Raw genomic sequence first — 13,785 nt, 5'->3', positions numbered from 1 at the left:
CCCGCACGGGCTTTTTTGTTTCTGCACGTCGTTCCCGCGCAGCCGGGAACCCCAGTACTGCTCGCGTCGACGCAACGCATGCAAAACTGGGTCCCCGCCTGCGCCGGGACGGCGGCTTAGGGCATCAGTCCGACTAATAAACTACAATCCCACCCCATGAAACTCGACACCTCCCCCATCGCCGCCATCGCCACCGCCCCTGGACGCGGCGGCATCGGCGTGGTGCGCGCCTCCGGCAAGGACCTGTCTCCGCTCGTGGACGCGCTGTTCCCCGGTACGACGCTGGCGGCCCGCCACGCGACTTACCTGCCGTTCAAGGACGCCGCGGGCGCCGTCATCGACGAGGGCCTCGCGCTGTACTTCAAGGCCCCGCACTCGTACACCGGCGAGGACGTGCTGGAACTGCAGGGCCATGGCGGCCCCGTCGTGCTGCGCATGCTGCTCGCGCGCGTGCTGGAAGCGGGCCGCGATGCCGGCCTGCGCCTCGCGGAGCCGGGCGAATTCACGCGCCGCGCCTTCCTCAACGATAAGCTCGACCTCGCCCAGGCGGAGGCCGTCGCCGACCTGATCGACGCGTCCACCGAGGCCGCCGCGAAATCGGCGTCGCAATCGCTGTCCGGCGCGTTCTCGAAAGTCGTGCACGAGCTGGTCGACAAGACGATCAACCTGCGCATGCTCGTCGAGGCCACGCTCGACTTTCCGGAGGAAGAGATCGACTTCCTCGAGAAATCGAATGCGCGTGGCCAGTTGAAGGGCATCGTCGATGCGCTGGAGGCCGTGTTCCGCCAGGCCGCCCAGGGCGCGCTGCTGCGCGAGGGCCTGAACGTGGTACTCGTCGGCCAGCCGAACGTCGGTAAATCGTCGCTGCTGAATGCGCTGGCCGGGTCGGACGTCGCCATCGTCACGCCGATCGCGGGCACGACGCGCGATAAAGTCAGCGAGACGATCCAGGTCGAGGGCATCCCGCTGAACATCGTCGACACGGCCGGCATCCGTGCCATCGGGGACCACGTCGACGTCGTCGAGCGCATCGGCATCGAGCGCACGTGGGGCGAGGTCGGCAAGGCGGACGTGATCCTGCACCTGCTCGACGCGAGCCTGGGCCCGGCCAAGGCCGACGAGGACATCGTCGCCGCGTTCCCGGCCGGCGTGCCGGTCGTGCGCATCTGGAACAAGATCGACCTGTCCGGCCACCAGCCGAGCGTCGCGCAGGGCGCCGACGCGGTCAACATCTATCTGTCCGCGCACGAAAAGATCGGCATCGACCTGCTGCGCGCCGAACTCCTGCGCATCGCCGGCTGGCAGCAGACGGGCGAGTCGCTGTACCTCGCGCGCGAACGCCACCTCGTCGCACTGCGCAATGCGCGCGAGCATCTGCGTTTCGCGGCCGAGCACGCGGCGCAGGACGACCAGTCGCTCGACCTGTTCGCCGAAGAGCTGCGGCTCGCGCAGGATCAGCTGTCCAGCATCACCGGGCTGTTCACGCCGGATGACTTACTCGGGGTGATCTTCAGTCGGTTCTGTATCGGGAAGTAACGGCAAATGACGTCCGCCGCGGATGTGCTAGGCTTGCCCCATCCATTGACGAATGAGGCAACCATGGCAGTGAAGCAAGACGGGATGACGAGACGGCGCTTCGGCAAGGCGGCACTGGCGCTGGCCGCCGGCGGCCTGCTGGCCTCCTGCGCAAGCATGATCGGACCGCGCCGTATCGAGCTGTCGCAAGGCCGCCTGCAGGCGGGCCTGGAACGCCGCTTCCCGCTGCGTAACCGCATGCTCGAGCTGTTCGACGTGCAATTGTACCGTCCGCGCCTGGCGATCATGCCGGACACCGACCGCGTCGGCCTCACGCTGGACGTGTCCGTGTCTCCGCCGTTCCTGCGTCAGTCGTGGAACGGTACGCTGGCGCTGTCCGGCCACCTGGTGCTGGACAATGTGCGCAACGCCGTCGTCCTGTCCTCGACGCACGTCGACAGCTTCGACGTGGAGGGCATGGACAGCAACCGCGTGCGCGACCTGGGCCGCGCGGCCGACCTGCTCGTGAATCAACTGATGCGCGATATGCCGGTCTACAGTTTCCACCCCGAAGACCTGCGTTATGCGGGGGTGCAATTTATCCCGACGCGCCTCGAGACGGCGCCCGGCGCCCTGTTCGTCACGCTGGAACCAGAGCGCTGATCCCCACGTCGCAAATCCGACACGACAGCCTCGCACGATTGAACGGCCCCGTGCACGGGTTGCCGATACTGCTATTATTTCGGGCAGTTGGATGGTCCGGCATCGGTGACGATGACGTCGGGGCACTGTGACTGTTGTTTCTTTAAAACTGTGCGGCAGCAGGCGTTGCAGAGGTAGCGCAAACGGCGCACACTGGTTTGAAAGTTGGCAACGGCACGTACCGCAGAAGCGGGCACAAGCGCGCTTGCGCTTTCTCATGCACATGGTGTTCCACTAAAGTAATCTCTGCGTTACTGACGTGCTGCCGGTAAGGGGGTAATCTTGGAAACGATACAGGAAAGTGTTCCGGACAAGAGCGTGCCTGTCGAGCCGATGGTCGCGGCATCCATGGGCACGACGTCGGTGCCGACCCGTCAGAGCCTGCCGCCCAAGGGCTCGTGCTGGTATTGCGAAAAGCCGCTCGACAGCGTCCGCCGTTTCTGCGGCAAATCCTGCGCCGACTCGTTCGACGAAGAAGCGGAATACAACCGCTGAGCCGCGGCACCGCGCACCGCGGTCGCGCCTCCGGTCAGCCGCCGTCGGCCCGTGCGCGCAGCAGCGCCAGGGCACCGTCGAAATCGAACCCTTCGACCAGACCCGCCACCTGGTGGTAATGGTCTTCCCCCAGTTGTGCCGCCAGTGCGCTCCCGGCCTCGCGCACGAGGTCGACCGCATCGCCATTGCCTTCATCGAGCAGCAGCATCAGACGGTCGACGGTGTCGCCGTGATCGCGCTGTGCCGGTGCCGCGGGATGGCGTTCGGGCAGGGTGCTGGCCAGGATGTCCAGTTCGCGCAGCACCCGCTCCAGTTCGTCCTGCAGGCGCACGAGGCTGCCGTGCACGTCGCCCGTGCCCGCGTGCAGCATCCGTTCCACGACATCCGCCTGGCGCCGCAGCGGCACCGCCTCGATCATGCCGGCGGCGCCCTTGAGGGTGTGCACGAGGCGCAGCGCCAGCACGGTGTCGCCCTGGTCGTGCGCGGCGCGGATGCCGGCCGCGGCCTGGCGGTACTCGTTGCGAAAGCGCGCCAGGACGCGCCCGAACAACGCGCCGTCGCCCATCAGGCGTGCGACGCCGCCCGCGTGATTCACCGCGGGGCCATTGGCTGCATCCGGCAGGGGGCGTTGGTCGGGACTGTTCATCAGGCCTTATTTTGTCGTAAACGACCAGCCGCGGGTGACCGGCGTTCCGTCGACGGCACCGGTGAAGGTGACGTCGTAGGTCGTGGCCGCCGCCAGCGGGGCCAGCGGGACGATCGCCGCCGCCGACTGGGTGGTCGTGTTCGCATCCTGGCCCTGGGCCAGCAGGCGCGTCGACAGGTCGGTGCCGGCACCGTGCGCGCGGATCGTGAAGCTCTGGACCGTCAGCTTGCGCGTGAGGTTCGTGTGCACGCTGACCGGGTAGCCGACCACGCTGCGGTCGGGCACCGGATCCGGCTCCTCGTAATCGCTGTTGAAAGTGGCCGGCACCTGCGTCTGGCCGTTGAATGGCCACGTCACGATCGTGGCGGCGGGGATGCCGCTGCCGTAGCCGTTGTTGGTGACGAAGTCGGCGGTGAAATAATTGTAGTTGTTCGACGTCGCCGCCGCGCCGGTGCCGATTTCCTTGAACACGGGCTCGAAGATCACGAAGCGGTGATAAATCGCCGTGATCAATTCCTCCGCCATGTAGAAGCCGGAACCGTTCGAGGTCGCCGAGATGACCTCGCCGATCGCGTTGCTGCCGCTGAACGTGTAGCCGGCGGCCTTCAGGCGCGCCTCCAGGTCCACGCCCGTGAAGCCTTGCTTGCCGGCCGTCTGGGTGTGGGTCACGGTGTTGTTGATGCGCTGGTAGTCCGAATGGCCCTGGGCCGCGACGTCGATGACGCCGTTGTGTGCGAGGGCCGGCATGCCGATCTGGCTGCGCCGGTAGTTAATCCAGTTCAGGCCGTCGGTGGCGATGTTGTTGGTCGCGACGGGCGCCGAGGCGTCCTGTCCCGAGAACCCAGTGGACGGCGCGCCGTTCGAGGCGCCGGCAGTGTTGCCGCCGCTGCCGCCGCCGCCACCGCCACCACCGCCGCCGCAGGCGACCAGCACCCACGCCGCGGTGCAGGCGAGAGCAATTTGCCGCACCCGATGTATTTTATTCATCATGTAAAACTCCCAACGTCGGCCGGACCGGAGTACAAAGAGCTTCCATTCTAGGCGAAATCGGCGCCTGGTGACGATCGCACCGACAATCGCGGCCTCAGCATAAGCCCATGTAAAATAAGCCCTTCTTCCGCTTTTAACGTATCCTAGTGAACGCTACCCGCCAGCAGCGCCTTGCGCGCGCCAAGTTTGCCCTGCCCAGTTTCGTGACCCTGCTGTCGATCGCCTGCGGTTTCGGCAGCATCGTGATCTCGGTCGACAATGCCCCCGTGGGCGATCCGTCCGACTATCGCCTGGCCGCGATCCTGCTGGTGCTGGCCGGCGTGTTCGACGCCCTCGACGGCTTCGTCGCCCGCGCCACCAATACGCAGTCGGCGTTCGGCGTGCAACTGGATTCGATCGCCGACGTGATGAATTTCGGCTGCGCCCCCGGCCTGCTGTTGTACTGCTACGGCTTCGCCCAGATGGGTGCCGCGCACCCGACCCTCGTGCGCATGGGCGGCCTGGCCTGCTTCGTGTTCGTCGCTTGCGGCGCGCTGCGCCTGGCGCGCTTCAACGTGATGGTCGGGAAGACCGACCCGCGCTATTTCGTCGGCATGCCGATCACGGCCGGCGCGGCCTGCGTGGCCTCGGTGGTGGTCGCCTGGCCCGACCCGGTGGCGGACATGGTCGGCGCCTTCCTCGTCATGCTCCTGATGATCGCGGTCGGGACGCTGATGGTGTCGACGATCCGCTTCCCCAGCTCCAAGCAGCCGAAAAAGGCGACCTTCGTCGCGCTGGGTGTCTGCGTCGTGTTGCTGGCGCTGCTGCAGACGCGCTTCTTTGCGCTGTTCTTCGTGTTTTATATTGGCGCGACGCTGCTGCTGAACATCGCGTGGAAGAGTGGGTGGACGAAGATCGCGCCGCCGAAGGTGTACGACGACGAATGATTTACGTAGGGCGGACGGGAGAACCCGTCCACCCTACGCGAACTTGTCGAACAGCGCGGCCAGATGCGCGGCCGCCACCTTCGCTTCCTCGACGTCGCCCGCATTGCCCGTATGGGTCACGATGCTGGCGGTGAGCAGCTGCACGAACGAGCGGTCCAGCGCCTTGCGCGCGGCCGCCATCTGCTGGGCCACGGCGTCGCAATCGGACGGCCCGTCGGCCAGCGCGATCAGCTTTTGGACCCCGCGCAGCTGACCCTCCACGCGCGCGAGGCGGTTCAGCAGATCCTTCTTCTGCTGCGCCGTCAGGGCGCGGCCTTCGACGATCTTGAGCGGTTCGGCCATGGCGGCGCGTCGCCTATGCGACCTCGTGCCCGCGCGCGGCGCGCAGGATCGCGAACCAGTCCGCGCGCGACAGCTGGAACGTCGTGCCGGCGACGGCGACCGAGACCGCCTCGATGCGGCCACTGCCCGTCAGCGGAATGGGGCGCGACGGCAGCTGCATGATCCACGCGAACACCACGCTGGCGAACGGCTGGTGCAGGCGGTCGGCGATGTCCTTGATCACGAGGCGCAGGTTCTCGGCGTTCGCGTCGTTGGCCGTGAACAGGCGGCCACCGGCCAGCGGCGACCAGATCATCGGCGCGACGCCTTTGTCCTGCAGGCCGTCGAAGGTCTCGTCGAACATCGGCGCCACGTGCAGCGGCGAGAATTCCACCTGGTTCGTCGACAGCTCGATGCGGCGGTTCAGTGCCTCGAACTGGTGGCGGCTGAAATTCGACACGCCGAAGTGCAGCACCTTGCCGTCCTGCTTCAGGCGCGTGAAGGCTTGCGCGATCTCGTCGAAGTCCATCAGCGGGTCGGGACGGTGGATCAGCAGCAGGTCCAGGCGGTCGGTGTGCAGCTGGCGCAGCGATTCCTCGGCGGATGCGACGATGTGCGCGGCGCTCGTGTCGTAGTGCTGGATGGCGTGCTGCGGGCGTTTATTCGACAGCAGCTTGATGCCGCACTTGCTGATCAGCTGCATGCGGTCGCGCAGCGACGGCTGGGCGCGCAGAGCTTCGCCGAACAGGCCTTCGACGCCGTAGTTGCCGTAGATGTCCGCATGATCGAACGACGTGACGCCCAGCGCGATGCATTGCTCGATGAAGGCAATGCGCTGCTCCACCGTCATGCCCCATTCGACCATGCGCCACATGCCGGCGACGATGCGGGACAGTTCGAGGCCGCCGGTCTTGCGGGTGGCGATGCGCGGACAGGACAGGTCGCGGGGGAGGGCTGGGGTCATTGCGGTTTTCCAGGTTGATAATTAGATGATTATAGCGAAAGCAACCCTGCAAAAACGTCGTTCCCGCGAAAGCGGGAACCCATGCTGACGTGAACGAGGATGCTCAGTATGGGTTCCCGCCTGCGCGGGAAGTCGGTTCCGGCAATGCCGGGAGCGACGGCGTTTTGAGTAGTCGATTAAGCCGGAATTACTTCATCCACAACCGCATCGAATCCCACGCACGGCCGAAGATCGACGCTTCGCGCACTTCTTCCAGCGCCACCACCGGCAGCGCCAGCAGCGGCTTGCCGTCGACGTTCATCTTCAGCGTGCCGACGCGGCTGTTCAGGGCCAGCGGCGCAACCAGCGGATCCTTGCGTTCCAGGACCGGCTTCATCTTCTGGGCCACGCCCTTCGGCACGGTCACCCACACGTCGTTGGGGAAGCCGATCTTCACGGTCGACTGGGAGCCCTTCCAGATTTCCGGCGTGAGGATCGCCTGGCCTTTCGTATACAGCTTGACGGTGTCGAAGTTCTGGAAGCCCCAGTTCAAGAGCTTCTGGCTTTCCGCCGTGCGGTTGCCGTCCGACGTCGCGCCGGACAGCACCGAGATCAGGCGGCGCTCGCCGGCCGGGCCGTTCGGGCGGTGTGCCGATGCGATCATCGAATAGCCCGAGGCTTCGGTGTGGCCCGTCTTGAGGCCGTCGACGGTCGGGTCCAGCCACAGCAGGCGGTTGCGGTTCTGCTGCTTGATCTTGTTGTACGTGAATTCCTTGATCGAGTCGATCTTGTAGAACTGCGGGAAGTCCTGGATTTCGTGCGAGGCCAGGATCGACAGGTCGCGCGCCGTCGAGTAGTTCTCGGGGCTGGGCAGGCCGTGCGGGTTGGCGAAGTGGGTGTTCTTCATGCCCATGCGCTGGGCTTCGCGGTTCATCAAGGTGACGAAGGTCGCTTCGTCGCCGGCCACGGCTTCGGCCAGCGCCACCGCGGCGTCATTGCCGGACTGGATCATCAGGCCGTACAGCAGGTCCTGGATTTTCACCGGCGTGGCCGGGTCGATGAACATCTTCGAGCTGCTGCCGTCGACCTTCCATGCATGCACCGAGACGTTGACCATCTGGTCCAGCGTGATCTTCTTGTCGCGCAGGGCTTCGAAGACGACGTAGGCGGTCATGACCTTCGTGAGCGAGGCCGGCTCGATGCGCATGTCCGGATCCTGCGAAGCGATGACCTGGCCGCTGGTGGCATCCAGCAGGAGCCACGAACGGGCGGCGATTTGCGGGGCCGGCACCTGCTGCGCTTGGGCGGCCGACATCAGGAGGGCACTGGCGGCGAAGGCCGCGATTAACTTTTTCATGGGAAGCAAACTCGAGGTGAACTGTGAGATGACGCGATGGCAATGCCCGTAAGCATTGCCTTAAAAGAAGATCGCATCATTATAGGCCAGCGTTCGGCTCAAATGTCACGCCGCCACAATTGCGCGACAAGATTTTTAATGTGGACGAGCTTGCGGTGGAAGAAGTGGTCGGCGCCGGGAATCACGGTGACGGGAATGTCGAGCGGGCGCGCCCAGTCGAACACGTGCGTGAGCGGTATCGTATCGTCAAGTTCGCCGTGGATCAGGATCGTGTCGGCCGGGACCGCCGGCATCGGCCATTTGCCGGCAGCCGTGCCGACCAGCGCGAGGCGCTCGGCCGGGCGGCCCTGGGCGATGAGGCGCTGCTGCAGCTGGGCCTGGACGAAGGTGCCGAACGAGAAGCCGGACAGCGCGTACGGCAGGCCCGGATACTGTTCGATCATGTGGTCGAGCATGACTTCCATGTCGTCCACTTCGCCGCGGCCTTCGTCGTGCACGCCTTCGGACTCGCCCACGCCGCGGAAGTTGAAGCGTGCCGTCACGTAGCCGAGACCGACGAAGGCGCGGGCCAGCGTCTGCGCGACTTTATTGTCCATGGTGCCGCCGTACAGCGGGTGCGGATGCGCGACGAGGGCGATGCCGCGCGGCGCGCCCTCCGGTTCGTCCAGCAGGCATTCCATCTTGCCGGCGGGGCCGGTCAGGTAAAACTTGTGCGAATTCTTGTTCATTGCGTGCGTCGGCCTCAGATCTTCAGGCGCTCGACCACCTCGCCCTTGACGAGGTGGCGGTCGATGATTTCGTCGATGTCGGTGTTGTCCACGTAGGTGTACCACGTGCCCTGCGGGTAGATCACCACGACGGGGCCTTCCTCGCAGCGGTCCAGGCAACCGGCCTTGTTGATGCGCACCTGGCCCGGGCCGGAGAGGCCCAGTTCCTTGACGCGTTTCTTCGCGTGCTGCTGCGCGGCTTCGGCGCCGCTCTTGCCGCAGCTGGGGCGGCAGTCCTTGCCTTCGCGTTCGTTCAGGCAGAAGAACACGTGATGTCGATAAAAGGGTTTGTCGTCGTTCATGTCGATTCCGGATGGGCTGTATCCTTACTATGATACGCCGTTATCGGGGCCAATTCAGGGCCGGTTCAGCCGGTGCGAGGGCAGCAGCAGGAACCACACCGCGATGAACGGCCAGGCCATGCCGAGGAACTGGGCGGCCCCGTTAAAATTCAGGAATTTACCCTGCTGCCAGGCTTGCAGCGTCGAGACGAAATACGGGTTGGCCGGGATTGTGTTGACGACGATGAGCGACAGCACGAGCGTCACGACGGCCAGCCGGCGCTGCGCGACCTCGGGCGCGAACGCCAGACCCGCCAGCATGATCAGGCCGATCAGAAAGCCGCCCTCGGCGCCCGGCGTGACCCAGACGAACGCATTGTCCGGCGCGAAGAACAGCGAACTCGCGAGCGTCTTGACGACGATGCCGGCCCCGACCAGCGCCAGCATCAGCGGCAGCCGGGGCGCGTTGCGGCGCGTGAGGCACAGCAGGGTGAGGGCGGCGCCCGTCATGCCGCACGCGGTGATGATGGTCTCGGACAGCCAGTACTGCTCCACGCTCATCGGCACGTCGCCGCGCAGCATGGTCACGAGGTCGATGTCCGTGTCAAGCCATTCGGACAGCCATTCCGACAGCAGCGGCAGCACTTGGCCGTTGCCGAACAGGTAGTTCTGCGGATAGACCTGGGCCAGCGGCCACAGGGCGACGAGTACCAGTCCCTGGCTCGCGTGCGCCGCGAACCAGCGCTGCCGCAGCAGGTATAAACGGCTGCGGTCCAGCAGCATGGGCGCGAACCAGGCGCCGAGCAGCGCCCCGGCGAGGCAGCCGGCGGCATTGGTCAGCAGGTCGAGGTTCGACGGCACGCGGCTGGGCAGGTAGTTCTGCACGGTTTCCATCGTCCCCGACACGAGCAGGCCGACGACGGCCGCGACGACCACGGCCCACATGCCGCGCACGCGCGGATGCAGCGCCAGCACGATCAGGGCGCCGAACGGCATGTAGCCGACGATGTTGACCATCACGTCGAAGCCGGTCCACCAGCGCGGCATCTGCAGGTTGAGGAAGGCGAACGGCGACAGCCCGTTGCTGCGCCAGCCGGACAGCGGATACCAGCTGGCGTAGACGATCAGCAGAAAATAAGCCAGCAGCGCCGCGCGCGCCACCGGCGAGGCGCGGGAGCTGGCCTCGTCTTCCGTATCGGTCATCGTCGCTCGGTATTCAAGGTACCCAGCCAGGTCACGATGTCGGCCGCGATGGCGTCGGTGCTGGCTGCCAGCGCCCGCGCGCCGCCTGCCGCGTCGGCGCTGGTTGCGCGGACGGCCTGGCGGAAGCTGCGCTGGTCGACGAGCGTATGGCCCCGGAACACGGAGGCGCGCACGGCGACGGTGCCCGTGCTCTGGCTCACGCCGCCGAAGTCCTGGACGAATTCGTCGACGTCGATGCGCAGCAGCGGGATGCCGATGGAGGCGTCGGTCTCCGACAGCACCCGCGCGCCCGCCTGCGCGAGCCGCGTCTTGAAGCGCTGGGTCAGCAATTGCAGCGGATTCGCCGTCCAGCGGCTGTTCGCATAGGTGCGCGCCTGCAGCGGGTCGGCATAGGTCAGGCGGTAGAACATGCGTTCGTTGTCCAGGGCGCTCGAGCCGGTGACGTCGGTGACGACCACCGGACCGAGCGCGCGGGGCGCCTGCGTTTGAGCCGATGCCGGCGCGGCCGGGCCGAAGTCGAATTGCGTCGTCGGCTGGCCTTTTTGCGAAGCGCAGCCGGACAGGATCAGGGCCAGGGCCGCGGCGAGAATGAAGCGGGTCGGATGCATGGTCGCTGGATTCCTCATTTGGTCGGGGGGACGAAACCGGGTTCGCCCGGGCCGGGGTCGGCCGCCGGGGCGCCGAACAGGATGCTTTGCGGGCGGTCGCCCAGGCTCGTCACGGTGCGGCGCACGGCGCGCAGCGACGTCTTCGCCTCGTCGGCCATGTCGACCACGTGCGGCAGCGTCTGCAGCTCGAGGTCGGACGTCACGCCGCCCAGCGAATCGATGGCGGTGCTGGCGCGTTCGAGCGGACCGCCCGGCGCCTGCAGGCTCGTCGCGAGGCGGTCGTAGTTGCGCGCGGCGGCGGTGGCGCTGGTCGACAAGTCGTGCACTGAGCCCATCGTGCGGTCGAGTTTATCCGTCAGCGCGGGCAGGCGGGCCAGCGTCGGCTGCAGCTGGGCCGGGATGTCGGCATACGCGGCGGCGGCCTTGTTGATGCTGTCGAAGGCGCCCGTGAGCTTGTCCTGGTTGTCTTGGCTGAGGATGTTGTTCAGGCTGTCCGTGATCCGTTCCGTCTTTTCCAGGATCGCGAGGCCGCGCTTCTCGAGCTGGTCGAGCAGGCCGGGACGCAGCGGGATGCGCGCCACGTGGCCCTTCTCGCTTTTCAGCAGCGGGGAGCCCGTGCGGTCGTCGTCCAGCTGGATGAACGCGATGCCGGTCACGCCCTGGTAGCCGAGCGAGGCGAACGTCGTCGTCGTGACGGGCGCGCCTTCGTCGATGGAGAGCTTGATGAGGATCTGGCCCGTCACGCGCGGGTCGAACACGATGTCGTCCACGCGCCCGACTTCCAGGCCGCGGTAACGCACGGTCGCCTGCGGATTCAGGCCGGGGATGGTCTGCGTGGTGACGATTTCGTACGGGTGCGTCTCGGTGCGGTCGCGGTTCAGCCACAGGCCGATCAGGATGGCGGCCACCAGCAGCGCGACCGTGAAGAAGCCCGTCATGAGGGCATACGATCTGTTTTCCATGTCAGTCTTCCGACTCCTTTCTTGCGATGCGCTCTTCCAGCACTTCCAGCGCCCGCTGGCCGCGCGGCCCCAGGAAAAAGTGTTTGATGAAGGGATGCTGCACGCGCAGCACGTCGCACGACGGGCCCACCGCGATCACGTGTTTTTCCGCCAGCACGGCGATGCGCGAGGACAGGGCGAACAGCGTGTCCAGGTCGTGCGTGACCATCACGACGGTCAGGTGCAGCTCGCTGTGCAGGGTCTGGATCAGCGCCACGAAGGAGTCCGACAGGTCGGGGTCGAGGCCCGCCGTGGGCTCGTCGAGAAACAGCAGCTGCGGTTCGAGCGCGAGCGCGCGCGCGAGGGCCGCCCGCTTGATCATCCCGCCCGACAGGTCGGACGGCATCTTGTTCGCGTCGCCGGGACCGAGTCCCACCATGTCCATCTTGAGCAGCACGGCGTCGCGCACGACCTCCTCGGGCAGGGCGCGCAGCTCGCGCAGCGGCAGGGCGATGTTGTCGAACACGGTCAGCGCCGAATACAGCGCGCCCTGCTGGAACAGCATGCCCCAGTGGTTGCGCATGCGCTGCAGCTGTTCCGGGCTGGCGCTGCTGACGTCCTCGCCGAACACCCTGACGCAGCCGCTGGACGGGCGCTCCAGCCCGAGCATCTGGCGCAGCAGCACGGTCTTGCCGGTGCCGGAACCGCCGACGATGGACAGGATCTCGCCCGAGTAGATGTCGAGGTTCAGGTCCTGGTGCACGACGGTGCGGCCGAAGCGCGTCCACAGGTTGCGGATCTGGACGACCGGCGGCCCGACGTCTTCGTCCGGCTTGCGGTTCAGCTGCTGCGGCGGGCGCTCGCCTTTCGCAGCGGGCTGCGGGCCTGATTTTTGGGCCGGGTTCTCCATCAGAAGCCCACCCCGGAGAAGACGATCGCGAACACGGCGTCGGCCAGGATCACGACGGTGATCGCGGTGACGACCGACGTCGTCGTGCCGCGCCCGAGGCTTTCCGTGTTCGGCTTGATGCGCAGGCCGAAGTGGCACGAGACGAGCGTGATCAGCATGCCGAACGCGACGCCCTTGCCCAGGCCGATGGTGTAGTTCACGATCGGCACGGCCGACGGCAGCTTCTGCACGAAGTAGCGCATCGTCAGGCCCAGTTCGATCTTCGCGGAGACCATGCCGCCGATCAGGGCCATCGCATCCGTCCACACGACCAGCAGCGGCATCGCCAGCGCGAGCGCGACCACTTTGGGCATGATCAGGCGGTAGCCGTGCGAGATGCCCATCACGAGCATCGCGTCGAGTTCCTCCGTCACGCGCATCACGCCCAGCTGCGCCGTGATCGAGGAACCGGAGCGGCCCGCGACGAGGATCGCCGCCAGCAGCGGGCCCAGTTCGCGGATGATGCTCATGCCGAGGATGTTGACGAGGTAGATGTCGCCGCCGAACATGCGCAGCTGCTGCGCCGACAGGTACGACAGCACGACGCCGATCAGGAAGCCCACGAGCGCCGTGATGCCCAGCGCCTGGAACCCGGAGTGGTAGATGTTGGCCGAGATCTCGCGCCACGGTCCGGACAGCGGATGGCGGATGAAGCGGCCGATGTCCTGCACGACCTGGCCGATCAGGGTGATCGCGCCGCGCAGGTGTTCGAAGAACGAGAGCACGCCGCTGCCCAGCGTGATCACCCATTGCAGGCGGCTCTTGCGGGCGCGCGGCAGATCGATGTGGCCGGATTTTTCGATGCGGTCGAACAGCTCTTCCTGGCGCGGGTCGAGTTTCAAATGCTCGGGGCGGCGCTTGCCCCAGGAACTCCAGAACAATTGGGCGCCGATGTGATCGAGGCTGACGATCTCCGACAAGTCCCACGCGACCGGCTTGCCCACGAGGGACGTCATCGTCTTTTCGATGTCCTTGAAACCGCGCCGCGAGAATGCGTGGACTTGCCATACGCCGCGCGCCACCACGGATTGCTCCGCGCCGGCGTTCGGATGCTCGATGGTTAATGTTGGCGCATTTTCAATCTGCATTGCGGCAGTGTAAAAGAGATTCGCGACTGCCGCCACCAGCGCGACGCTAGCGT

At 66.3% G+C, this 13,785-nt stretch carries 16 protein-coding genes; 4 read left to right on the top strand and 12 right to left on the bottom strand.

From position 1 onward, the window contains the following. The first annotated feature begins 156 nt into the window (after nt 1-156). The 3 genes from mnmE to BVG12_RS34105 all read left to right on the top strand — a co-directional run bounded on the left by mnmE (nt 157) and on the right by BVG12_RS34105 (nt 2,712). A complete protein-coding gene (gene mnmE, locus BVG12_RS18420) occupies nt 157-1,536 on the top strand; it encodes a tRNA uridine-5-carboxymethylaminomethyl(34) synthesis GTPase MnmE (protein WP_075793663.1) in 1,380 nt (459 codons plus the stop codon). A gap of 63 nt (nt 1,537-1,599) precedes the next feature. Next, a complete protein-coding gene (locus BVG12_RS18415) occupies nt 1,600-2,178 on the top strand; it encodes a DUF1439 domain-containing protein (protein WP_083685198.1) in 579 nt (192 codons plus the stop codon). A gap of 321 nt (nt 2,179-2,499) precedes the next feature. After that, nucleotides 2,500-2,712: a hypothetical protein gene (locus tag BVG12_RS34105; protein WP_075793662.1), complete on the top strand. Its 213-nt coding sequence runs from the start codon at nt 2,500-2,502 to the stop codon at nt 2,710-2,712. A 34-nt stretch (nt 2,713-2,746) separates the two neighbouring features. On the opposite strand, the gene BVG12_RS18405 is transcribed toward BVG12_RS34105, so the two are convergent. Both BVG12_RS18405 and BVG12_RS18400 read right to left on the bottom strand, forming a co-directional pair. Next, nucleotides 2,747-3,358 carry an Hpt domain-containing protein gene (locus tag BVG12_RS18405; protein WP_083685195.1) on the bottom strand — a complete coding sequence of 204 codons (612 nt, stop codon included), beginning with the start codon at nt 3,356-3,358 and terminating at the stop codon, nt 2,747-2,749. A 6-nt stretch (nt 3,359-3,364) separates the two neighbouring features. Then, nucleotides 3,365-4,348, bottom strand: a complete 984-nt coding sequence (locus tag BVG12_RS18400) for a CAP domain-containing protein (protein ID WP_307189075.1) — start codon at nt 4,346-4,348, stop codon at nt 3,365-3,367. A gap of 146 nt (nt 4,349-4,494) precedes the next feature. Here BVG12_RS18400 and pssA point away from each other — a divergent pair, with 146 nt between their 5' ends. Further along, on the top strand, nt 4,495-5,274 hold the full coding sequence (pssA, locus tag BVG12_RS18395; protein ID WP_075793660.1) for a CDP-diacylglycerol--serine O-phosphatidyltransferase: 780 nt from the start codon (nt 4,495-4,497) through the stop codon (nt 5,272-5,274). 33 nt (nt 5,275-5,307) lie between these two features. Here the strand turns inward: pssA and BVG12_RS18390 are convergent, their stop codons facing one another. The 10 genes from BVG12_RS18390 to BVG12_RS18345 form a co-directional block, all read right to left on the bottom strand. Beyond that, entirely contained in the window at nt 5,308-5,616 is a 309-nt protein-coding gene (locus BVG12_RS18390) for a metal-sensitive transcriptional regulator (RefSeq protein WP_075793659.1), read from the bottom strand. 13 nt (nt 5,617-5,629) lie between these two features. Next, nucleotides 5,630-6,559 carry an aldo/keto reductase gene (locus tag BVG12_RS18385; RefSeq protein ID WP_075793658.1) on the bottom strand — a complete coding sequence of 310 codons (930 nt, stop codon included), beginning with the start codon at nt 6,557-6,559 and terminating at the stop codon, nt 5,630-5,632. 187 nt (nt 6,560-6,746) lie between these two features. Then, on the bottom strand, nt 6,747-7,895 hold the full coding sequence (locus BVG12_RS18380) for a D-alanyl-D-alanine carboxypeptidase family protein (protein WP_075793657.1): 1,149 nt from the start codon (nt 7,893-7,895) through the stop codon (nt 6,747-6,749). Nucleotides 7,896-7,993: 98 nt separating this feature from the next. Beyond that, nucleotides 7,994-8,623 carry an alpha/beta hydrolase gene (locus tag BVG12_RS18375; RefSeq protein WP_075793656.1) on the bottom strand — a complete coding sequence of 210 codons (630 nt, stop codon included), beginning with the start codon at nt 8,621-8,623 and terminating at the stop codon, nt 7,994-7,996. A gap of 14 nt (nt 8,624-8,637) precedes the next feature. Further along, complete coding sequence (locus tag BVG12_RS18370; protein WP_075793655.1) at nt 8,638-8,964, bottom strand: (2Fe-2S) ferredoxin domain-containing protein; 327 nt, start codon at nt 8,962-8,964, stop codon at nt 8,638-8,640. A 54-nt stretch (nt 8,965-9,018) separates the two neighbouring features. Beyond that, nucleotides 9,019-10,146, bottom strand: coding sequence for a VanZ family protein (locus BVG12_RS18365; RefSeq protein WP_075793654.1), 1,128 nt, complete (start codon nt 10,144-10,146; stop codon nt 9,019-9,021). Next, nucleotides 10,143-10,754 carry an ABC-type transport auxiliary lipoprotein family protein gene (locus tag BVG12_RS18360; protein WP_229503649.1) on the bottom strand — a complete coding sequence of 204 codons (612 nt, stop codon included), beginning with the start codon at nt 10,752-10,754 and terminating at the stop codon, nt 10,143-10,145. Before BVG12_RS18360 ends, BVG12_RS18365 begins: the two co-directional genes overlap by 4 nt. Nucleotides 10,755-10,768: 14 nt before the next feature. After that, complete coding sequence (locus BVG12_RS18355; protein ID WP_075793652.1) at nt 10,769-11,716, bottom strand: MlaD family protein; 948 nt, start codon at nt 11,714-11,716, stop codon at nt 10,769-10,771. 1 nt (nt 11,717) lies between these two features. After that, nucleotides 11,718-12,605 carry an ABC transporter ATP-binding protein gene (locus BVG12_RS18350; protein ID WP_083685192.1) on the bottom strand — a complete coding sequence of 296 codons (888 nt, stop codon included), beginning with the start codon at nt 12,603-12,605 and terminating at the stop codon, nt 11,718-11,720. After that, complete coding sequence (locus tag BVG12_RS18345) at nt 12,605-13,732, bottom strand: MlaE family ABC transporter permease (protein WP_075793651.1); 1,128 nt, start codon at nt 13,730-13,732, stop codon at nt 12,605-12,607. Before BVG12_RS18345 ends, BVG12_RS18350 begins: the two co-directional genes overlap by 1 nt. Nucleotides 13,733-13,785 lie beyond the last annotated feature (53 nt).

Origin of the sequence: Massilia putida (genome assembly GCF_001941825.1) — a bacterium.
In the GTDB taxonomy this organism is placed as follows: Bacteria; Pseudomonadota; Gammaproteobacteria; order Burkholderiales; family Burkholderiaceae_D; genus Telluria; species Telluria putida.
The sequence above is the reverse complement of the archived record's forward strand: the minus strand, read 5'-3'. Positions and strand labels throughout refer to the sequence as shown.

Bases quoted from the DNA above. Each gene is read 5' to 3' on its own strand.
- mnmE (WP_075793663.1), top strand. From the start codon at position 157: ATGAAACTCGACACCTCCCCCATCGCCGCCATCGCCACCGCCCCTGGA.
- BVG12_RS18415 (WP_083685198.1), top strand. From the start codon at position 1,600: ATGGCAGTGAAGCAAGACGGGATGACGAGACGGCGCTTCGGCAAGGCG.
- BVG12_RS18405 (WP_083685195.1), bottom strand. From the start codon at position 3,358: ATGAACAGTCCCGACCAACGCCCCCTGCCGGATGCAGCCAATGGCCCC.
- BVG12_RS18400 (WP_307189075.1), bottom strand. From the start codon at position 4,348: ATGATGAATAAAATACATCGGGTGCGGCAAATTGCTCTCGCCTGCACC.
- BVG12_RS18390 (WP_075793659.1), bottom strand. From the start codon at position 5,616: ATGGCCGAACCGCTCAAGATCGTCGAAGGCCGCGCCCTGACGGCGCAG.
- BVG12_RS18385 (WP_075793658.1), bottom strand. From the start codon at position 6,559: ATGACCCCAGCCCTCCCCCGCGACCTGTCCTGTCCGCGCATCGCCACC.
- BVG12_RS18380 (WP_075793657.1), bottom strand. From the start codon at position 7,895: ATGAAAAAGTTAATCGCGGCCTTCGCCGCCAGTGCCCTCCTGATGTCG.
- BVG12_RS18375 (WP_075793656.1), bottom strand. From the start codon at position 8,623: ATGAACAAGAATTCGCACAAGTTTTACCTGACCGGCCCCGCCGGCAAG.
- BVG12_RS18370 (WP_075793655.1), bottom strand. From the start codon at position 8,964: ATGAACGACGACAAACCCTTTTATCGACATCACGTGTTCTTCTGCCTG.
- BVG12_RS18365 (WP_075793654.1), bottom strand. From the start codon at position 10,146: ATGACCGATACGGAAGACGAGGCCAGCTCCCGCGCCTCGCCGGTGGCG.
- BVG12_RS18360 (WP_229503649.1), bottom strand. From the start codon at position 10,754: ATGCATCCGACCCGCTTCATTCTCGCCGCGGCCCTGGCCCTGATCCTG.
- BVG12_RS18355 (WP_075793652.1), bottom strand. From the start codon at position 11,716: ATGGAAAACAGATCGTATGCCCTCATGACGGGCTTCTTCACGGTCGCG.
- BVG12_RS18350 (WP_083685192.1), bottom strand. From the start codon at position 12,605: ATGGAGAACCCGGCCCAAAAATCAGGCCCGCAGCCCGCTGCGAAAGGC.
- BVG12_RS18345 (WP_075793651.1), bottom strand. From the start codon at position 13,732: ATGCAGATTGAAAATGCGCCAACATTAACCATCGAGCATCCGAACGCC.